Annotated in this window: 19 protein-coding genes; 8 read left to right on the forward strand and 11 right to left on the reverse strand. The window is 74.9% G+C overall.

Translation table 11 applies throughout. The features are described from left to right. Nucleotides 1–12 precede the first annotated feature (12 nt). Both Ae505Ps2_RS01915 and Ae505Ps2_RS01920 read right to left on the reverse strand, forming a co-directional pair. Entirely contained in the window at nucleotides 13–615 is a 603-nt protein-coding gene (locus Ae505Ps2_RS01915; RefSeq protein ID WP_075553365.1) for an alpha/beta family hydrolase, read from the reverse strand. Continuing rightward, nucleotides 612–1,430: an SOS response-associated peptidase gene (locus tag Ae505Ps2_RS01920; RefSeq protein ID WP_075310378.1), complete on the reverse strand. Its 819-nt coding sequence runs from the start codon at nucleotides 1,428–1,430 to the stop codon at nucleotides 612–614. Before Ae505Ps2_RS01920 ends, Ae505Ps2_RS01915 begins: the two co-directional genes overlap by 4 nt. A 35-nt stretch (nucleotides 1,431–1,465) precedes the next feature. On the opposite strand from Ae505Ps2_RS01920, the gene aroA reads away from it, so the two are divergent. The 4 genes from aroA to Ae505Ps2_RS01940 all read left to right on the forward strand — a co-directional run bounded on the left by aroA (nucleotide 1,466) and on the right by Ae505Ps2_RS01940 (nucleotide 5,553). Continuing rightward, nucleotides 1,466–2,758: a 3-phosphoshikimate 1-carboxyvinyltransferase gene (gene aroA, locus Ae505Ps2_RS01925; protein ID WP_020622719.1), complete on the forward strand. Its 1,293-nt coding sequence runs from the start codon at nucleotides 1,466–1,468 to the stop codon at nucleotides 2,756–2,758. 1 nt (nucleotide 2,759) lies between these two features. Beyond that, entirely contained in the window at nucleotides 2,760–3,779 is a 1,020-nt protein-coding gene (gene rsgA, locus Ae505Ps2_RS01930; protein ID WP_020622720.1) for a ribosome small subunit-dependent GTPase A, read from the forward strand. Between the two features lie 74 nt (nucleotides 3,780–3,853). After that, nucleotides 3,854–4,651, forward strand: a complete 798-nt coding sequence (locus Ae505Ps2_RS01935) for a hypothetical protein (protein ID WP_075310376.1) — start codon at nucleotides 3,854–3,856, stop codon at nucleotides 4,649–4,651. Nucleotides 4,652–4,728: 77 nt separating this feature from the next. Then, complete coding sequence (locus Ae505Ps2_RS01940; RefSeq protein WP_075310374.1) at nucleotides 4,729–5,553, forward strand: crotonase/enoyl-CoA hydratase family protein; 825 nt, start codon at nucleotides 4,729–4,731, stop codon at nucleotides 5,551–5,553. A 14-nt stretch (nucleotides 5,554–5,567) separates the two neighbouring features. Here the strand turns inward: Ae505Ps2_RS01940 and Ae505Ps2_RS01945 are convergent, their stop codons facing one another. Next, a complete protein-coding gene (locus tag Ae505Ps2_RS01945; protein ID WP_043276975.1) occupies nucleotides 5,568–6,074 on the reverse strand; it encodes a hypothetical protein in 507 nt (168 codons plus the stop codon). 22 nt (nucleotides 6,075–6,096) lie between these two features. After that, nucleotides 6,097–7,533 carry a wax ester/triacylglycerol synthase family O-acyltransferase gene (locus tag Ae505Ps2_RS01950; RefSeq protein WP_075553366.1) on the reverse strand — a complete coding sequence of 479 codons (1,437 nt, stop codon included), beginning with the start codon at nucleotides 7,531–7,533 and terminating at the stop codon, nucleotides 6,097–6,099. Here Ae505Ps2_RS01950 and Ae505Ps2_RS01955 point away from each other — a divergent pair. Genes Ae505Ps2_RS01955 through Ae505Ps2_RS01965 form a run of 3 tightly spaced genes read left to right on the forward strand, consistent with a single transcriptional unit; the run spans nucleotide 7,532 to nucleotide 9,890 of the window. Then, a complete protein-coding gene (locus Ae505Ps2_RS01955) occupies nucleotides 7,532–8,326 on the forward strand; it encodes an RNA methyltransferase (protein ID WP_075310372.1) in 795 nt (264 codons plus the stop codon). The genes Ae505Ps2_RS01950 and Ae505Ps2_RS01955 overlap by 2 nt on opposite strands. A 22-nt stretch (nucleotides 8,327–8,348) precedes the next feature. After that, nucleotides 8,349–9,620 (forward strand): alpha-hydroxy acid oxidase, encoded by a 1,272-nt coding sequence (locus Ae505Ps2_RS01960; RefSeq protein WP_075310370.1) that lies wholly within the window; start codon nucleotides 8,349–8,351, stop codon nucleotides 9,618–9,620. A gap of 18 nt (nucleotides 9,621–9,638) precedes the next feature. Further along, nucleotides 9,639–9,890, forward strand: a complete 252-nt coding sequence (locus Ae505Ps2_RS01965) for an antitoxin (protein ID WP_020622727.1) — start codon at nucleotides 9,639–9,641, stop codon at nucleotides 9,888–9,890. 126 nt (nucleotides 9,891–10,016) lie between these two features. Here the strand turns inward: Ae505Ps2_RS01965 and Ae505Ps2_RS01970 are convergent, their stop codons facing one another. The 4 genes from Ae505Ps2_RS01970 to Ae505Ps2_RS01985 all read right to left on the reverse strand — a co-directional run bounded on the left by Ae505Ps2_RS01970 (nucleotide 10,017) and on the right by Ae505Ps2_RS01985 (nucleotide 12,802). Then, nucleotides 10,017–10,421: an HAD-IA family hydrolase gene (locus tag Ae505Ps2_RS01970; protein WP_020622728.1), complete on the reverse strand. Its 405-nt coding sequence runs from the start codon at nucleotides 10,419–10,421 to the stop codon at nucleotides 10,017–10,019. 113 nt (nucleotides 10,422–10,534) lie between these two features. Then, entirely contained in the window at nucleotides 10,535–11,299 is a 765-nt protein-coding gene (locus tag Ae505Ps2_RS01975; RefSeq protein WP_020622729.1) for an ABC transporter permease, read from the reverse strand. After that, complete coding sequence (locus tag Ae505Ps2_RS01980) at nucleotides 11,296–12,282, reverse strand: ABC transporter ATP-binding protein (protein WP_075310368.1); 987 nt, start codon at nucleotides 12,280–12,282, stop codon at nucleotides 11,296–11,298. The genes Ae505Ps2_RS01975 and Ae505Ps2_RS01980 overlap by 4 nt, the downstream gene beginning before the upstream one ends. A gap of 16 nt (nucleotides 12,283–12,298) precedes the next feature. Next, nucleotides 12,299–12,802: a MarR family transcriptional regulator gene (locus Ae505Ps2_RS01985; RefSeq protein ID WP_212567600.1), complete on the reverse strand. Its 504-nt coding sequence runs from the start codon at nucleotides 12,800–12,802 to the stop codon at nucleotides 12,299–12,301. Nucleotides 12,803–13,059: 257 nt separating this feature from the next. Here Ae505Ps2_RS01985 and Ae505Ps2_RS01990 point away from each other — a divergent pair, with 257 nt between their 5' ends. Continuing rightward, nucleotides 13,060–13,830 (forward strand): Rv3235 family protein, encoded by a 771-nt coding sequence (locus Ae505Ps2_RS01990; RefSeq protein WP_139318936.1) that lies wholly within the window; start codon nucleotides 13,060–13,062, stop codon nucleotides 13,828–13,830. Nucleotides 13,831–13,970: 140 nt separating this feature from the next. Here the strand turns inward: Ae505Ps2_RS01990 and secA are convergent, their stop codons facing one another. The 3 genes from secA to Ae505Ps2_RS33945 all read right to left on the reverse strand — a co-directional run bounded on the left by secA (nucleotide 13,971) and on the right by Ae505Ps2_RS33945 (nucleotide 18,720). After that, nucleotides 13,971–16,796 (reverse strand): preprotein translocase subunit SecA, encoded by a 2,826-nt coding sequence (gene secA, locus Ae505Ps2_RS01995; RefSeq protein WP_139318935.1) that lies wholly within the window; start codon nucleotides 16,794–16,796, stop codon nucleotides 13,971–13,973. Between the two features lie 211 nt (nucleotides 16,797–17,007). After that, nucleotides 17,008–17,667, reverse strand: a complete 660-nt coding sequence (gene raiA, locus Ae505Ps2_RS02000) for a ribosome-associated translation inhibitor RaiA (protein WP_020622735.1) — start codon at nucleotides 17,665–17,667, stop codon at nucleotides 17,008–17,010. A 324-nt stretch (nucleotides 17,668–17,991) separates the two neighbouring features. After that, a complete protein-coding gene (locus tag Ae505Ps2_RS33945) occupies nucleotides 17,992–18,720 on the reverse strand; it encodes a phosphoribosyltransferase family protein (protein ID WP_075334345.1) in 729 nt (242 codons plus the stop codon). Nucleotides 18,721–18,755: the final 35 nt, after the last annotated feature.

Consider the following 18,755-nt stretch of genomic DNA (forward strand, 5'->3'; position numbering starts at 1 on the left):
TTCTACCGGCTTCTACCGGGCGAGCTGCTCCGCCGCCCATCCGGCGACGACCTCGCGCAGCCGGTCGTGCTGCTTCTTCAGACCGTGGTCGCCGTCGAGCAGCACCACCCGCCGGTCGGGCCCGTCGGCCGGGACGCCGAACCGGTCGCTGCGGCCCTGCACCACGAGCACCGGCACCCCGGCCCCGTCGAGTTCCGGGGCCCGGGTCCGCTCCGGGCGGCCGGGCGGGTGCAGTGGGAAGGCCAGGCACAGCACCGCGGCGGCACCGGCCGTCGTCGCCGTGCGGTAGGCGACGCGCGCACCGGAGCTGCGGCCGCCGACGACCAGCGGCCCGTCGTGGCCGGGCCGCACCGCCGCGACGACGGCGAGCCACGCCTCGTCGAGGTGCCCGGCCGGGGCGGGGGCCCGCCGGCCCGCGACCCGGTAGGGCTGCTCGACCAGGCCGACGTCGAACCCGGCGGCGGTGGCCGCCGCGGTCGCGGTGACCAGGTCGGGGGCGTCGACACCGCCGCCGGCGCCGTGCCCGAGCAGCAGCAGGCCGCGCGGTTGCTCCGCCCGGTGCAGGGTGACCCGGGCCGGTCCGCGCGGGGTGTCGACCTCGCGCGCCCCGGTCACGACAGCAGGTCGAGCTGGATCGGCTCGGTCACCTGGTCGTCGGGGATCCGGTCGAGCAGCTCGGGAGCGTTGTTGCGGACGTTGTTGACCTGCGGCGACACCGGCCGGATCTCGAGGGTGGACACCAGCTCGGGGGTCGGCGGGACGAGCAGCCGGGTGACCCGGTCGTCGCCGGTGTCGCGGTCCGGGTCGAGCCAGTCCGACCAGTCGTCGGGGCGCAGCACGAGCGGCATCCGGTCGTGCACCTGGGCGAGCGGGCCGACCGCCTCGGTGGTGAGCACGCAGGCGGTGACCAGGCCGTCCGGGTACTTCTCGGCGAGCTCGCCGCCGCTGGGACGCCAGTACTCCCACAGGCCGGCCATCGCCATCGTGGCGTCGTCGGCGTAGTGGGTGAAGTACGGCTGCTTGGTCGGCTTGCCGGTCCCGCCCTGGCTCTTCGGGACGGCGTCGTGGCGCTGCCACTCGTACCAGCCGTCCATCGGGAACAGGCAGCGCCGCGACGCGGCCGCACGGCGGAACGCGGGCTTCTCGGTGATCGTCTCCGACCGGGCGTTCACCATCCGCGCACCCGCCGACGGGTCCTTCGCCCAGAACGGCACCAGGCCCCAGCGGACGGTCCGCAGCGACCGCTCGGTGACGTCCCGGTCGGGTTCGCCGCTCTCGTCGCGGGGGTGGCGTTCGACCACCACGGTGATGTCCTTGGTCGGCGCCACGTTGTAGTCCGGACGCTGCGAGGACTCCTGCGTCGCGTCGACGGCGTGGAACTCGTCGGCCAGGTCCGCGGGGGCCTTGGTGGAGGCGTAACGGCCGCACATGCATCCCATGCTCCCATGTGGGGAAGGATGGGGGCGTGAGCTACTGGACCGCCCCCACGCCCGGGTCGCCGGTGACCGGCACCGTGACCGTCCCCGGGTCGAAGTCGGTGACCAACCGTGCGCTGCTGCTCGCCGGGCTGTCCGGCGGCGGGGTCCGGGTCGACGGTGCGCCGCCCACCCGCGACACCGCGCTGATGACCGGCGCGCTCACCGCGCTGGGCGTCCCGGTCGTCACCGAGGGCGACACGGTGCGGATCGGCGCGCACGGCGGCCTGCGTGGCGGCACGGCTGCGTTCCCGGCGGAGGTCGACTGCGGGCTGGCCGGAACGGTCATGCGGTTCGTCCCGCCGGCCGCGGCGACGGCGTCGGGCGCGGTCCGCTTCGACGGCGACCCGCGCGCCCGGGAGCGCCCGATGGGCACCGTGCTGGGCGCCCTGCGCCAGCTCGGAGCGACGGTGTCCTTCGACGGCGCCGCCGACGCGCTGCCGTTCGTCCTGGACGGGGGCCCGGTCCGGGGTGGCGAGGTCACGATCGACGCGTCGGCGTCGTCGCAGTTCGTGTCCGGGCTGCTGCTGTCCGGGGCGCTGTTCGAGCGCGGGGTGACCGTCCGCCACGACGGGAAGCCGCTGCCCTCGCTGCCGCACATCGCCATGACGGTGGAGATGCTCCGCACCGCCGGGGTGGTCGTCGACGACGGCGAGCCGAACAGCTGGCGGGTCGAGCCCGGGCCGGTCGCGGCGCGGGACTGGACGGTCGAGCCCGACCTGTCGAACGCCGCGGTGTTCCTCGCCGCGGCCGTCGTGACCGGCGGGCGGGTCACCGTGCGCGGCTGGCCCGCCGAGACCACCCAGCCCGGCGTCGACGTGCTGCCGGTGCTGGAGCAGTTCGGCGCGACCGTGTCGCACACCGCCGAGGGGCTGACCGTGACCGGCCCGGACCGGCTCGGCGGCGTCGACGTCGACCTGCACGACGCGGGCGAGCTCGCACCCACCGTCGCGGCGATCGCCGCGCTCGCCTCGGGCACCTCGCGGCTGCGCGGGATCGGGCACCTGCGCGGGCACGAGACCGACCGGCTCGCCGCGCTCGCCACCGAGATCACCGCGCTCGGCGGCGCCGTCACCGAGACCGACGACGGGCTGGTCATCGAACCGAAGCCGCTGACCGGGCGCGCCGACCGGCCCTGGGGCGCCTACGCCGACCACCGGATGGCGACCGCGGGCGCGATCATCGGTCTGGTCGTGCCGGGCGTCGAGATCGACGACGTCGCCAGCACCGACAAGACCATCCCGGACTTCCCCGGCCGGTGGGCGGCGCTGGTCGGGAACTGACGTGCCCCGCGACATCAGCAGGCTCGACGAGTCCGACGTCCGCGTCCGCCCGGGACGGCGCGGCAGCCGTCCGCGCAGCAAGCGCCGCCCCGCGCACGCCGACGCGACCCGCGCGATGGTCACCGCCGTCGACCGGGGCCGCTGGACCTGCGCGGTCGACGCCGACCCGAGCCTCCCCCAGGTCGTCGCCATGCGGGCCCGCGAGCTGGGCCGGACGCCGGTCGTCGTCGGGGACCGGGTGGACCTCGTCGGGGACCTGTCCGGCGAGCCGGACACCCTCGCGCGGATCGTGCGGGTCGCCGAGCGCGAGACCGTGCTGCGCCGCACCGCCGACGACACCGACCCCTACGAGCGGATCGTCGTCGCGAACGCGCAGCGGCTGATCGTGGTCACCGCCGTCGCCGACCCGGTGCCGCGCAGCGGGTTCGTCGACCGCTGCCTGGTCGCGGCGTTCGCCGGCGGGCTGCAGCCGGTGCTGTGCCTCACCAAGTCCGACCTCGCCGACCCCGAGCCGTTCGCCGCGCAGTACCGCGAGCTCGGGGTGCCGGTGCTGGTGACCGGACGTTCGGAGTCCGGGCCGCCGACCGGGCTGGACGCGCTGCGCGCGGAGCTGTCCGGGCGGCTGTGCGCGCTCGTCGGACACTCAGGGGTCGGCAAGTCCACGCTGGTCAACGCGATCGTCCCGGCCGCGACCCAGGCCATCGGGCGGGTGTCGGGCGTCGGCAAGGGCCGGCACACGACCACCGCGGCCCTGGCGTTCCCGCACGCCGACGGCTGGGTCGTCGACACCCCGGGGGTCCGGTCGTTCGGGCTCGCGCACGTCAGCGCGGACGACGTCGTCGCCGCGTTCGGCGACCTCGCCGAGGCCATCGAGGACTGCCCGCGCGGCTGCGGGCACCTCGGGCCGCCCGCCGACCCGGAGTGTGCACTGGACGACCTGGTCGCCTCCGGCGCACTCGGAGGAGGCAGACTCGACGCGTTGCGCCGCGTGCTGGTGGCGCTGGCGAGCGACAGGTTCTGACGGTCCTGTCGGTCCTGACAGTTCCGACGATCACGACGACGGCCGGGGAGCGGGTAGTGCCGGGACGGCGCGCGATGACGCTGCTGCTGTGCGGGGCGGTGCTGGTACCCGGGCTGTCCGGGTGCTCGTGGCCCGGCTCGTCGGGCGCCACCCCGCCGCCCGCGGTCGCGCCGGCGGCGCTGCCGAAGTACTACGACCCGGCCCCGCTGGTCGCCGACGTGCGGGCCCGCACCCGGCTCGACGGCGGCTCGACGCTGTCGGTGGCGGGCACCCTGACCCACGACGGCACGACCGTCCCGGTGACCGGCGACGGCGCCCTGCGGGTCGACGGGGCCGGGGACGCCCCCGCGGTGCGGCTGCTGCTGCGTTCGGGGCCGTCGGGCACGGTCGCACGGAGCACCGAGATCATCCGGATCGGCGGCCGCACCTGGCTGCGCCCCGGCGACGGCGGCTGGGGCGAGGCCGGACGGGTCCCGCTGCCGCCGGAGCAGATGGCGCACGCGACGCTCGCCGCGAACGTCGCCGCCGGGGTCGACCCGCTGGGGGCGGTGGCCCGCTACCCGGACGCGGTGCTCGTCGCCGACGCCGCCGACGACGCCGTCGACGGCACCCCGGCCGTGCACTACACGCTGGTCGTCGACCTGGTGCGGGCCGTGGCGACCGAGACCGACCCGGCGCGCCGGGGGGCGCTGCAGGCCCAGCAGCGGGCCGGGCTGACCCGGCTGAGCTCGGAGATCTGGGTCGACGCCGAACGCAGGCCGCTGCGCAGCCGGGTCCGCCAGCAGCTGCCCGACGGCGCGGCCCTCGATGTCCTCGTCCGCTACGACGGCTGGGGCGCCCCGATCACCATCGAGCCACCCGTCCGCGGCTGAGGGCCCCGGCCCTCCGGGTGCCGCTGCGGCGCGACGACGGGCCGTGGCTGCCTCCGATCCGGGCTACGGTGCGGTGCATGAGCGAGCGGGTCCGGACCACCGTGGACGACGGCGTCGCCGAGGTGCGGTTCACCCGGCCGGAGCGCCGCAACGCCCTCGACGTCGCCCAGTTCACCGCGATCGTGCACGCCGCGGACGCGCTGCGCGACCGCGCGGACGTCAGCGTCGTGGTGCTGTCGGCGCAGGGGCCGGACTTCTGCGCGGGTCTGGACCGCGACATGTTCCGCGCGATGCGCGCCGGCGAACGGCTCTCGGCCACCGCCGAGCTGCCCCCGCCGCGCGACGGCTCCCCGGCCCGCGCGACCGGGCAGCGCGCCGCGTACGCCTGGACCGAACTGGACGTGCCGGTGATCGCCGCCGTGCAGGGGCACGCGCTGGGCGGCGGACTGCAGATCGCGCTCGGCGCGGACCTGCGGATCGTCGCCCCCACCGCGACGCTGTCGGTGCTGGAGATCGTCTGGGGCCTGGTGCCCGACATGGGCGGCACGCTGCTGCTGCCGCAGCTGGTCGGGCGCGACGTCGCCCGCGACCTGACCTTCACCGGGCGCACGGTGTCCGGCACCGAGGCCGTCGCGCTGGGGCTCGCGACCCGCACCGCCGAGGACCCGCGGGCCGCCGCGCTGGCGACCGCGCGGCAGATCGCCGCCCGCAACCCGCACGCGGTCCGCGCGGCGAAGCGGCTGCTCACGACGCCCCGTCCGCCCGCCGAGCAGCTCGCCGCCGAGCAGGCCGAGATCGGTGCGCTGATCGCGAGCCCGAACCAGCGCGAGGCCGTCGCCGCGCGGCTGGAGGGCCGCGACCCGGTGTTCCACGACCCCGCGCCGGGGGCCGGAGCGGGCTGAGGGCCCGTCGGGGCTCAGCCCAGCTCGACCAGGAACGGCAGCTCGGTGCCGTCGTACCAGGCCAGCTCGTGGTCCTCGGCCTCGCCGACGAGGAACTCGGCGTCCATGTCGCCCAGGTCGGCCTTGTCGACCGCACCGGCCGCCTCCCGGACGGCGTGCTCGGCCTCCGGCAGGTCGACGTGCACGGCGGCGATCTTCGACAGCGGCACCGGGCCGGTCACCCGGACCGCGCCGTCGTCGAGGTCGGGGCGCAGGGTGACGTCGTCGGTGTCGGCGGACACCACGACCCGGCGGGCGGGGGTGTCGTTCTCGCCCAGGCCGAACTCGACCGCGAGCAGCCGCAGCGACGCCCGCGCTGCCTCGTTCATCGCGGCGTACTCGAGCTCCTCGTCGTCACCCGCGGTGTAGGACTCGCGCAGCTTCGGGGTGAGCGCGAAGGCGGTGCCGCCGAGCGGCTCGAAGTTCCCGGTCTTCACGGCGCGGGCCAGCATCGGCCAGGTTGCGGGGAGGTAGATCCTCAACGGTGTTCTCCTCTGACGGGGCTCACCCCGACTGTCGCAGTGTCTCGAGGAGCTCCTCGAGCGACTCGTCCACCAGCCCGGCCAGCACGTCCAGGTCGCCCATGGCGTCCCGGTCCCCGTTCAGGCCGTAGTAGACACCGCCGTCGTAGCTGGTCAGGCCGATGGAGACGGCCTGGCCCTTCGCCAGCGGGACCACCGGGAACATCTCCAGCATCCGCGCCCCGGCCGCGTAGAGCGGGAACTGCGGCCCGGGGACGTTGGTGACGACCAGGTTGAAGAAGTGCCGTGCCATGCCGTTCGCGGCGCGGGCACCGACGGCGTGCAGCGTCGGCGGGGCGAACCCGCCGATCCGGACCAGGGTGTCGGCACCGACGGCGTCGCCGGTGTCGGTGTGCTCGCGCATCTGGTGGGTGACCTGGTGCAGCCGCACCAGCGGGCTCGGCTCGCCGACGGGCAGGTCCACCAGGAACGAGGCCACCCGGTTCCCGAGCGACCCGCCGGCCGCCGAGCTGGGCACGTCGCCCTCGCCGCGCACCGACAACGGCACCAGCGCCCGCACCGACGACGACCCGGCGACCGGCTCGCCCCGTGACATCAGCCAGGTCCGCAGGGCACCGGCGATCACGGCGAGCACCACGTCGTTGACGTCGCAGCCGTAGGCGGCGCGGACCTTGCGGTAGTCCTCCAGGTCGGTGCGGGCAAGCGCGAACCGGCGCTGGGTGGAGATCTCGGCGTTCAGTGGCAGCCCCGGCGCGCGACGACCCGCGGTCCGGGCCATGTTCAGGACCTTGCCCGCGGCCCCGGCGAGCTTGCCGACGGTGGCCAGCGCGTCCCCCGCGGCGACCCGCACGTTGTCCACGATCTCGGTGGGGCGGGTGACGGCCTCGGAGATCGCGTCGAGCACGAGCTGCCCGTCGGTCGGCTCGGGGCGCGGCATCCACAGCTCGTCCGGGGTGGCCCGCGGCTCGGCGGAGACGTCGAGGATGACCTGGCCGATGTCGATCGCGGAGATCCCGTCGACCATCGCCTGGTGGGTCTTGGTGAGGATCGCGACCCGGCCGGTGTCGCCGTCCCCGGCGGGGCCGAGCCCCTCGATGAGGTACATCTCCCACAGCGGACGGGTGTGGTCCAGCGGCCGGGACATCAGCCGTCCGACCAGGTCGGTCAGCTGGTCCTCGCTGCCCGGACGGGGCAGCGCCGAGCGCCGCACGTGGTAGGCGATGTCGAACTCCGGGTCGTCCACCCACACCGGACGCGCGAGGTTGGCCGGGACGTGGCGCACCTTCTGCCGGTAGCGCGGCACCAGCGCGATCCGCTGCTCGATCAGCTCGACCAGGCGGTCGTAGTCGAACCCGTCGTCCGCGCGCTCGAAGACGGCGACCCCGCCGACGTGCATCGGGGTGGTCGCCTCCTCCAGGTACAGGAAGGACGCGTCGAGTGCGGAGAGCCGGGACGGCATGGCCGCGATCCTACGTGCGACGCTTCTCCCCGTGAGCGATGCAGGTGCGGTCTCCCCGAAGGACCGGTTCATCACGGTCTACGGCCGCAAGCCCGTCCTGGAGGCGCTGGCCGACCCCGACCTGGAGGTCGACAAGGTCGTGCTGGCCGACACGGTGCGCGGTGGCGGCGAACGCGAGATCACCGCGGCCGCCCGAGACCGCGGGGTGCCGGTGCAGCGTGCGACCGCGCAGCGGGTGAAGGTGCTGGCCGGCAACGGGCGCCACGACCAGGGCGTGCTGGCCGACGTCGTCGCCCCGCGGATGTCGCCGCTGGAGCACTTCCTGTCCGACCTGGGCACCCGGCGGCCGGCGTCGGTGCTGGTCCTCGACGCCGTCACCAACCCGTCGAACGTCGGGATGATCCTGCGCAGCGCGACGGCCGCCGGTCTGGACGGCGTACTCCTGCCCCGCCGCGGGGTGCCCGCCATCGACCCACTGGTGATCAAGGCCTCGGCCGGGGTGGCGTTCGCCGCGCCCGTGCTGCGCTGTGCCACCGCCGCCGAGGGCGTCGACCTCATGCACGCGGCCGGGTTCGGCGTGTTCGGGCTCGACGCCGGCGGCGACTCGCTGCTGGAGGCGTCGCTCCCGCCCCGGGTCGCCCTGGTGCTGGGCAACGAGACCGACGGCCTGACCGAGGACGTCCGCTCCCGGCTCGACGGGATCCTCTCGCTGCCGATGTACGGCGGGGTCGAGTCGCTCAACGTCGCCTCCGCCGGTGCCGTCGCCGCCTACGAACTGCTGCGCCGACGCTGAGCGGTCACCTAGTGTCGGGGCGATGGTGCGCCGTCGCATTCCCCGCCCGTCCGAGCTCGCGCCGCTGCTGCGGCCCGCCCCGTTCACCCTGGACCGCACGGCGGCCCGGCTGGCTCGCGCGTCGAGCATCGGGGACCTGCGCGAGCTGGCCCGCCGGCGGGCGCCGCGGGCGGTGTTCGACTACACCGACGGGGCCGCCGAGGACGAGGTGAGCCTGCGCCGGGCCCGCGAGGTGTGGGCCTCGGTGGAGTTCTCGCCGACCGTGCTCACCGACGTCTCCCGGGTGGACACCGGCCGGGACGTCCTCGGCGGACGCTCGTCGCTGCCGTTCGCGCTGGCCCCGACCGGCTTCACCCGCATGATGCACACCGAGGGCGAGCGCGCGGTCGCCGCCGTCGCCGCCCGGGCCGGGATCCCCTACGCCCTCTCGACCATGGGCTCCACGACGATCGAGGGCGTCGCCGAGGCGGGGCGCGGCGGGCGGCACTGGTTCCAGCTCTACCTGTGGCGCGACCGCTCGGTCGCCCACGAGCTCGTCTCCCGGGCACGGGAGGCCGGCTACGACACGCTGCTGCTCACCGTGGACACCCCGGTCGGCGGCAACCGGCGCCGCGACGCGCGCAACGGCCTGTCCATCCCACCGGCGCTGTCGCTGCGGACCTTCGTCGACGGCGCCCGCCACCCCCGCTGGTGGTTCGACCTGCTCACCACCGAACCGCTGACGTTCGAGTCGCTCGCCGCGGGCGGCGGCAGCCCGTACGAGGTGATCAACCGGGTGTTCGACCCGGCCCTCACCCTCGACGACGTCACGTGGCTGCGCGGCGCCTGGCCCGGGAAGCTGGTGGTCAAGGGCGTCCAGTCGGTCACCGACGCCCGCCGCGTCACCGACGCGGGCGCCGACGGCGTGCTGCTGTCCAACCACGGCGGACGCCAGCTGGACCGCGCCCCGGTGCCCGCCGAGCTGATCGAGCCGGTGGTGCAGGAGCTGGGCGACGACGCGGAGGTCCTGGTGGACACCGGGATCACCCACGGCGGCGACGTCGTCGCGGCGGTCGCGCTCGGCGCCCGCGCGGCGCTGGTCGGCCGCGCTTACCTGTACGGGCTGATGGCCGGGGGCGAGGCCGGGGTGGCGCGCGCCGTGGAGATCCTGCGGGCCGAGGTGGAGCGCACGATGCAGCTGCTCGGCGTCACCCGGGTCGACGACCTCCGCCCGGAGCACGCACGGCTCCGCTCGTCGACCAGCGGCCACCATCACCCGAACGAGCGACGTCCCGGCGCTGCGCCCCGGCGCTGACCGGGCCAGCATGGGCGCATGGGTTTCCTGGACAAGGCCAAGGAACTGCTCGGCCAGCACGACGACAAGGTCGACCAGGCGCTGAACAAGGCCGGTGACGCGGCGAAGCAGAAGTACGCCGGTCACGACGGCCAGATCGACGCGGCGACGAAGTTCGCCCGGGAGAAGACCGGCACCGGCGACACCACCGCCCAGCAGCCGGGCCCGGACGGGCAGGCCCCGCCGCCGCCCGCGCCGGGTGAGGCCCCGCCGCCGCCTCCGCAGCAGTAAGCCTTCGCAGCAGTAGGCAGAGCACGACCGACCCGGCCGACCGCCGGGCCGCCCACGAGGCGCCGTCCGCTCACCGCGGGCGGCGCCTCCGCACGTCACGCCCCCCCCGGCCCGGTCCCCGGCGGCTCAGCCCCGGGCGGGGACCCCGAGCAGGACCTCCAGCTCGCCGAGGGTGGTCTCGGCGCCGGTGTGCCGCACCCCGACCGCCCCGGCCGCGGCGGCGCCGCGCACACACGCCCCCATGTCGTCGACGACGACGCAGTCCCCCGCGGGCAGGCCCAGCTCCGCCGCGACGGCGGCGAAGGAGTCGGGACTCGGCTTGCGGGCGCCGCGGACCGCGCCGAGGAGCACCGTGCCGAACGCCGCGGCGACCTCGTCGGGCACCGCGTGCGCGCCGGAGAACAGCGCGGTGCGGATTCCCGCGGCCGCGGCGCGACGGGCGTAGGCGAGCAGCAGGGCGCCGTCGGCGGGGTCGTCGAGGACACCGCCGTAGTCGACGATCAGGCCGCGCAGGGTCCGGGTGTCCGCCACGCGACCGACGGTACCGAGTGTCGCGGCCGCCCGGGGCCCTCGCTCAGCACTGCCGCCTCGCCGCTCGACCGCCGCGGCTCAGTGCTGCTGCTTCGCCGCTCGACCGCCGCGGCTCAGTCCAGCGCGCGGCGCAGGAAACCGCGGATCCCCAGCAGGGTGAACAGCACGATCGCCGCCACCGGGACGAGCACGCACACCCACAGCGGGATGTGCGGGACCTGCGGCACCAGCGACGCGCGGATCCCCTCACTGACGTAGGTCAGCGGGTTGAGCGCCGACAGCACCTGGAACCAGCGCAGGTCCGCCAGTGTGAGCCACGGGTACTGCACCGAGCCGGTGAACAGCAGCGGCGTGAAGATCACCGCGAACAGGATGTTGATCCGCCGCGGCGGCACCGCGGTGCCGAGCGTGAGCCCCATCGCCGCACCGAGCAGGCTCCCCAGCACCACCATCAGCAGCGCGGGCGCCAGCCCCTCGACCGGCCACCGGATGTCGATCATCAGGAAGCCGATGGGCACCATCAGCAGGCTGGCGATCAGGCCGCGCAGCCCCGCGAAGACGACCTTCTCGACGGCGACGGCCCACACCGGCATCGGCGCGAGCAGCCGGTCGTCGATCTCCCGGGTCCAGGACAGCTCGAACACCAGCGGCAGCGTCACCGCCTGCAAGGCGCCGAACATCGCGTTCAGCGCGATCAGACCCGGCAGCATGATCTGCCCGTACTCGGGCGCGACGAAGCCGCCGCGGCCGAGTACCACGACGAACACCAGCAGGAAGAAGAACGGCTGCACCAGCGTCTGGGCGAGGAACGACGGCAGCTCCCGGCCGGTGACGAACAGGTCGCGGCGCAGCACCGCCAGGAAGGCGCGCCCGGTCATCGGAGGTCCCTCCCGGTCAGGTCGATGAACACGTCCTCCAGCGTCGCCTGCCCCAGGCTGACGTCGCGCACCGTGGCGCCGTGCCGCCCGAGCAGGTCGACGGCCGGTGCGAGCAACGCCGCCGGCTCTCCGGTGACCGACAGCCGGAACGCCGTCGCGGTGCCGCTCTCCCCCGGGCCGCGGCCCGGCGGGGTCTCGGCGCGGGCGACACCGCCCAGCCCGGCCAACGCCGCCCGCAGCGTCTCCGCCGCACCGGGGCCGTGGTCGGCGACGATCTCCACCGTCGCGCTCCCCGGCAGCGACCGGACCAGCGCGTCCGGGGTGTCCAGGGCGAGCAGCCTGCCGTGGTCGACGATCCCGATCCGGTCCGACAGCTTGTGCGCCTCGTCCATGTCGTGGGTGGTCAGCACGACGGTCACGCCCTCGTCGCGCAGGCCACCGATCTGGTCGTGGACGAACAGCCGGGCCTGCGGGTCCAGGCCGGTGGAAGGCTCGTCGAGGAACAGCACCTCCGGCCGGTGCATGAGCCCGCGGGCGATCATGACGCGTTGGGCCTGACCGCCGGAGAGGTCGTCGGCGACCGCCTTCGCCTTGTCGGTCAGCCCCATCCGCTCCAGCAGCTCGTCGGCGCGGCGGTTGCGCTCGGCCCGACCGACACCGTGGTAGGCGGCGTGGAAGATCAGGTTGTCGCGGACGCCGAGGGACCGGTCCAGGTTCTGGCGCTGCGGGACGACGGCCAGCTTCGCGCAGACGGCGACGGCGTCGGTGCGCACGTCGAGACCGGCGACCCGGGCCGTGCCCGAGGTCGGCACCACGCGGGTCGTGAGCACGCCGACGGTCGTGGTCTTCCCCGCGCCGTTGGGGCCGAGCAGCCCGAACACCTCGCCCTCGGCCACCGAGAACGACAGGCCGTCGACGGCGTTGCCCTTCGCCTTCGGATACCGCTTCACCAGGTCGACCACCTCGACCGCGGTCCGCCCCATCGCACTCCCCTGCCGATCACGTCGCGTCGGACCGATCCTGCTCCAGGTCGACGATCACCGCGACCAGATAGTCGCGGACGGCGGCGTCGAGTCCGTCCGGTGGTTCCCGCAGCCACGGCCCGCGACCGTCCGGACGGGCGGCGCGCCACCGGTCCCGTCCGGCGTCGGTGAGCGCGACGAGCCGGACCCGCCGGTCGGCCGGGTCGCCGCGGCGGGCCACCAACCCGGCCGCTTCCAGCGCGTCGACGACCGGGGTCAGGCTGGTCGGGGCGACCCGGACCCGGGCCGCGAGCTCGCGCTGGGCGAGCCCGCCGCACCGCTGCAGCACGTCGAGGACGGCGAACCCGGTGACGCCGAGGCCGTGCGCCCCGGTCCGCCGGCGACGTTCGGCGAGCACCGCCGCCCCGGCCCGGACGACGAGGTCGGCCATCGACTCCGCGGGGCCCTCCACCGGGTCGGGCGCGGCGACGAGACGGGGCGGGGTGAGATCGATCCGTCCCGGTGGGCGGGGTGCGGGCATCGCGGGAGGGTAGGACGGGGCCGGGCCCGGCGGGCGCGGTCGGGCGGAGCCGGTCGCGTTCGCGAACACCGGCCGCCGTCGCCGTGGTGGGCCACACACGGCCACCCACGCCGATGGATCAGCCGCGGCCCGACCCGCCTCCCCCGGGTCGTGCTGGTCCGGATCATGCGGAGCCGGACCATGCGGAGCCGGACGGTCCGGTGGCGGACGCGGGCCGGTTCCCGCCGTGGCGTCGGGGCGCGCCGCAGTCTGACGCCGTGACCACGACGACGACCGACGCCGACCCGGATGCCGGTGCCCGCACCCGGACCGGTACCGCTCCGGGGAGCGGTACCCACGTGCGGGCCGACACCGCCCCGGATGCCGGAGGCCGGACGCGGACCGGAGCGGACTCCGGGGCCGGATCCGGTCCACGCACCGACACCGCCCGCCCCGGGGCCGCCGAGGAGCCGGCGCCGGCCCTGCCGTCCGGACCTGCACCGCTCCTGGCCCGGACCCCCGCCGACGTGCCCGAACCGCTCGCGCCGGGGGTGGTCGTCGTGCTGCCCGGTGGCTTCCGGATGTCCTCCGGACCGGCGCCCGCACCGCGCGAGGCGGTCCACCCCGTCCCGGTGCCGACGGTGCCCGAGGACGTCTCCCCGGCCGACCTCGCCCGGGTACGGGCCCCGGCCACCGGGATCGTCCGGCTGCTGACCGAGGTGCTCGCCGGGCGTCGCCCGCCGGAGGGGGTCGCGGCCGTCACCACCCCGGCGGTGCGTCGCTACCTGACCGCGGCCCGGTTCGTGCACTCGGGCCACCGGTCCCGTGGCCTCTCGGGCGTCGGAGGACGGGCCGGTGCCCCCGGCTGCGGGCGTCCGGGCGGACCGACCGCGCGCCGGGCGCCGCGGGTGCACGTGGGCCTGCCCCGGCCGGACGTGGCCGAGGTCTGTGCGACCGTCACCGTCGGCGGGCGGGTACGTGCCCTGGCGCTGCGGCTGGACCGCACCCCGGACGGCCGGTGGCTCGCGACCGCCGTCCGGCTCGTGTGAGACCCGCGTCCGGGTGCCCGCTCGTGCACGTCCTGCCGGTGGGATCGAGGGAGGCCTGCCGTCGGGCCTCCGCTCGTGAGGGCGTCGCGACCGCGGGAGCGGCGCCGCCGGCGGGAGGCCCCACCGGACGGCGCACGGTCTCAGCGCCGCCGGCGCGCCTTCTCCGCGCGGCGCCGCTCGGCGCGGTTGACGCCCTCGTCGCCGGTCGGGGAGGCCCCGTTGCCACGGGCCGGCACCTGGTGGCGGCCGGTACGACCGGTGCCCGGGGCGGCCGCCCCGCCGTCACCGCGACGCGCGACCCCGCCGTCCTCACCCGGACCGCTGTACTGCAGGTTCTGCGGCGGGCTGGTGCGGAACAGGTTGGGCAGGACCACGGTGGACTCGGCGGGGTCCTCGGCCGGGACCCGGCGCACGACCGGGATCTCGGTCGTCTCCGGCTCGGCCTCCTGGACGGGCGCGGCCGGCTGCTGCACCTGGACGACGACGTTGAACAGGTGTCCGATCGTCTCCTCCTTGATGCCCTCGAGCATCGCGGAGAACATGTCGAATCCCTCGCGCTGGTACTCGATCACCGGGTCGCGCTGGGCCATCGCCCGCAGCCCGATGCCCTCCTTGAGGTAGTCCATCTCATAGAGGTGCTCGCGCCACTTGCGGTCGATGACCTGCATCAGGACCTGGCGCTCGAGCTCGCGCATGCCGCCCTGCGGGCCGATGAGCGCGTCGATCTCGGCCTCACGCCGGGCGTAGGCGGCCTCGGCGTCGGCGAGGATGACCCGCTCGAGCTCCTCGGCCGACAGGTCGTCGATGTCCTCGGCGACGGTGCGCCAGTCGAGCTGGATCGGGTACAGACCCTTGACCGCCGTCCACAGCTTCTCGAGGTCCCAGTCCTCGGAGTAGCCCTCGGCGGTGGCCCCGACGACGTAGGCGTGGATCACGTCCTCGAGCATGTTGCGGGTCTGACGCTGCACGTCCTCGCCGTCGAGGACCCGGCGGCGCTCGTCGTAGATGACCTTGCGCTGCTGGTTGAGGACCTCGTCGTACTTGAGGACGTTCTTGCGGATCTCGAAGTTCTGCTGCTCGACCTGGGTCTGCGCGCTGCGGATCGCGCGGGTGACCATCCCCGCCTCGATCGGCACGTCGTCCGGCAGGTTGAACCGGTTCATGATCGACTCGACGACCTGGCCGTTGAAGCGGCGCATCAGCTCGTCGCCCAGGGACAGATAGAAGCGGGACTCACCCGGGTCGCCCTGGCGGCCGGAGCGGCCGCGCAGCTGGTTGTCGATGCGCCGGGACTCGTGGCGCTCGGTGCCGAGCACGTAGAGACCGCCCGCGGCGCGGACCTCGTCGGCCTCGGCCTTGACCTGCTTGCGCATGCGGTCGAGGACCGCGTCCCACGCGGCCTCGTACTGCTCACGGGTCTCGACCGGGTCCAGCCCCTGGCTGCGCAGCTCCAGGTCGGCGAGGAACTCGGGGTTGCCACCGAGCATGATGTCGGTGCCGCGACCGGCCATGTTCGTCGCGACGGTGACGGCGCCCGCGTGCCCCGCCTGGGCGATGATCTGCGCCTCACGCGCGTGGTTCTTGGCGTTGAGCACCTCGTGCGGCACGCCGCGGCGCAGCAGCAGCTTCGACAGGTACTCGGACTTCTCGACGCTCGTCGTGCCGATCAGGACCGGCTGGCCCTTCTCGTGCTTCTCGGCGATGTCGTCGGCGACCGCCTCGAACTTCGCGGGCTCGGTCTTGTAGATCAGGTCGGACTGGTCGACGCGCACCCGCGGGCGGTTCGGCGGAATCGAGACGACCGACATCTTGTAGATCTCGTGCAGCTCGGCGGCCTCGGTCTGGGCCGTACCGGTCATGCCGGCGAGCTTGTCGTAGAGCCGGAAGAAGTTCTGCAGCGTGATCGTCGCCAGGGTCTGGTTCTCCGGCTTGATCTCGACGCCTTCCTTGGCCTCGATCGCCTGGTGCATGCCCTCGTTGTAGCGACGACCGGCGAGCACCCGGCCGGTGAACTCGTCGACGATCAGGACCTCACCGTCGTTGACGATGTAGTCCTTGTCCTTCTTGAACAGCTCCTTGGCCTTGACCGCGTTGTTGAGGTAGCCGACCAGCGGGGTGTTCGCGGACTCGTAGAGGTTGTCGATGCCGAGCTGGTCCTCGATCAGCGCGACACCCTCCTCGGTGATGCCGACGGTGCGCTTGCGCTCGTCGACCTCGTAGTGGATGTCCTTGGACAGCATCGGCGCGAGCCGCGCGAACTCCTGGTACCAGCGGGCGCTCTGCTCGGCCGGACCGGAGATGATCAGCGGGGTGCGGGCCTCGTCGATGAGGATCGAGTCCGCCTCGTCGACGATGGCGAAGTTGTGCCCGCGCTGGACCATGTCGGCGGTGTTCCACGCCATGTTGTCGCGCAGGTAGTCGAAGCCGAACTCGTTGTTCGTGCCGTAGGTGACGTCGCAGGCGTACTGCTCGCGCCGCTGCGCCGGGGTCATCTCCGACAGGATCACGCCGACGGTGAGACCCAGCCAGCGGTGGATGCGGCCCATGGTCTCGGAGTCGCGCTTGGCGAGGTAGTCGTTCGTGGTGACCACGTGCACGCCGTCGCCGGGCAGCGCGTTGAGGTAGACGGCCAGCGTCGAGGTCAGGGTCTTGCCCTCACCGGTGCCCATCTCGGCCACGTTGCCCATGTGCAGCGCGCCGGCACCCATCAGCTGCACGGTGAACGGGCGCTGGCCCAGCGTGCGCTGCGCGGCCTCGCGCACCGTGGCGAAGGCCTCGGGCAGCAGGTCGTCGAGCGACTCGCCGTCGGCGTGGCGACGACGGAACTCGTCGGTCTTGGCGCGCAGCTGGGTGTCGGTGAGGCCCTCGAACTCGGGCTCCAGTCCGTCGATGTGCGCGGCGATCTTCGCGAGCCGCTTCACCAGCTTGGTCTCGCCGGCCCGGAGGAGTCGACTCAGGAAGGGCACTGCCGACCTCATTCACGTCGCGGTCAGGACACGGGGCCTCCCACCACGGTCTCCGCGCCGCGTCCCGACGCCTCGGACGGCATCGGCGCGGCGCCGGCGCCGCGCGGCGGACCGACCCCGCCGACCATGGTACGGGCACCCGGGCGATGACCCGCGCCGCGGCGGGGAGGCGTTCCCCGCCGCGGTTCGGGGCACCGTCGGGCGCGGGTGCTCAGCCGTCGAGCCGGATCACGCCGTAGTCGTAGCCGCGGCGGCGGTAGACGACCGAGGCACGGCCGGTCTCGCTGCAGGAGAACATGTAGAAGTCGTGGCCGACGAGCTCCATCCGCGACAGCGCCTCGTCGACGCTCATCGGCGTGGCCGGGTGGGACTTCTCGCGGACGATGCGGCCGGGCCGGTACTCGGCCTCCCACTGCTCCTCGAGGCGGGCCAGCTCGTCGTCGGTCAGGGACTCGTCGTGGCTGCGCGGTGCGGGAATGGTGTCGGTCATCGGAGGAGCCGCTTCCATCAGCGCGACGGCCGAGGCGTCGGCGGCGGCGCGGGAGGCGGCGACGCGGTCGCGGCGGCTGGGCTTGCGACGGTCGTGGGAGCGGCGCAGCCGTTCGGCGAGCTTGCCGACGGCCAGGTCGAGTGCGGCGTAGAAGTCGGCGGCGGAGGCCTCGGCGCGGGCGACCGCTCCGCAGCCGCCACGTCCGGTGATCTCGACGCGCTGGCAGGACTTCTGCTGACGGCGGTTCGGCTCGTGGAAGAGCTCCACCTCCATTCCGACGATCTTGTGGTCGTGGCGCTCCAGGCGGCTCAGCTTGTCCTGGACCAGGCCACGGAAGTGCTCCGGCACCTCGACGTTGCGGCCGGTGACGACGATCTCCACTCGAACATCCCTCGCTTCAGTCGTGCTGAACCCGGGACCCGACGACGGCCCCAGGGGGTGGGCTCGCGGTCGTTCCTCCTGATGTGGTAGCGGTCGGAGTTCGGCCGACGTTATCGGGAAATCTGCCTCCGGGACAGGTCGTTCGCCGACCCGTCGGGTGGACGGCCTGGCGCCGACGGACGCGGTGTGCGACGACTCCGCGGCACCCGGGTGATCCACCGCCCCGGACTGGCGCGCCGACCTCCGGATCGCGCGCCCGACGACCACAGTGGACCCCCGACAGGACCGGCACGCGACCGCCTCCCTATGTGACAGCCGTCACAATCAGTGGTTCGGTCGACGTCGCCGCGCCGAGGCGTCGGCGAGCACCACGGCGCCCACCGCGGGCAACCCGGCCCCGGCGAGCACAGCCCCGCAGGCGCGCAGCGTCGCCCCGGAGGTCACGACGTCGTCGACCAGCAGCACCGCCTCCCCCAGGGCCGCCGGAACCGGCTCGCGGGCGCGGGCCGGGTGCAGCGCCGAGGCCAGGTTCGCCGCCCGGCCCGCGCCGTCGAGCCCCACCGAGTCCCGGGCGCGGCGGTGCAGGGCCAGTACCGCGTCCGTGCGGGCCGGTAGCCCGGCCGCGGTCAGCAGCGGCGCCAGCGCCCGGCACAGCCGCACCACGTGGTCGCCGCCGCGGACCCGGGCCGCCGACGGCCGGGACGGGACGGGCACCAGGCGCACCGCGGTCGGGTCCGGCGTCCCGTCGGCCCGCGGCGCGAGCACCGCCGACACCGGTCCGACCAGCAGCCGGGCCAGGTCCGGCGCCAGGTCCCGCCGGCCGCGTTCCTTGTAGGCCAGCACCGCGCGGCGCAGCGGCCCGCGGTAGCGCCCGGCCGCCGCGACCCGGCCGGCGCGGGATACCCGGACCGGCACCGGACCCGGGGTGTCCTGCGCGCAGGCCGGGCACCAGCCCCCGCCACCGGGCGGCCCGGCACCGCAGCCGCCGCAGGTCCGGGGCAGCAGGAGGTCCAGCAGGGCGGCGGCCGGGGACGGGGCTCGAGTGGGGGTCACGACACCGATACTCGCCCCGGCCACCGTCACCGCGG

The sequence above is a fragment of the Pseudonocardia sp. Ae505_Ps2 genome, from assembly GCF_001932425.1.
GTDB lineage: Bacteria > Actinomycetota > Actinomycetes > Mycobacteriales > Pseudonocardiaceae > Pseudonocardia.

Coding starts and splice junctions, on each gene's coding strand:
- Ae505Ps2_RS01940 (WP_075310374.1), top strand. CDS start 4,729: ATGAGCGAGCGGGTCCGGACCACCGTGGACGACGGCGTCGCCGAGGTG.
- Ae505Ps2_RS01985 (WP_212567600.1), bottom strand. CDS start 12,802: ATGCCCGCACCCCGCCCACCGGGACGGATCGATCTCACCCCGCCCCGT.
- Ae505Ps2_RS01920 (WP_075310378.1), bottom strand. CDS start 1,430: ATGTGCGGCCGTTACGCCTCCACCAAGGCCCCCGCGGACCTGGCCGAC.
- Ae505Ps2_RS01975 (WP_020622729.1), bottom strand. CDS start 11,299: ATGACCGGGCGCGCCTTCCTGGCGGTGCTGCGCCGCGACCTGTTCGTC.
- Ae505Ps2_RS01965 (WP_020622727.1), top strand. CDS start 9,639: ATGGGTTTCCTGGACAAGGCCAAGGAACTGCTCGGCCAGCACGACGAC.
- Ae505Ps2_RS01980 (WP_075310368.1), bottom strand. CDS start 12,282: ATGGGGCGGACCGCGGTCGAGGTGGTCGACCTGGTGAAGCGGTATCCG.
- Ae505Ps2_RS01935 (WP_075310376.1), top strand. CDS start 3,854: ATGACGCTGCTGCTGTGCGGGGCGGTGCTGGTACCCGGGCTGTCCGGG.
- Ae505Ps2_RS01960 (WP_075310370.1), top strand. CDS start 8,349: ATGGTGCGCCGTCGCATTCCCCGCCCGTCCGAGCTCGCGCCGCTGCTG.
- Ae505Ps2_RS01955 (WP_075310372.1), top strand. CDS start 7,532: ATGGCCGCGATCCTACGTGCGACGCTTCTCCCCGTGAGCGATGCAGGT.
- Ae505Ps2_RS01950 (WP_075553366.1), bottom strand. CDS start 7,533: ATGCCGTCCCGGCTCTCCGCACTCGACGCGTCCTTCCTGTACCTGGAG.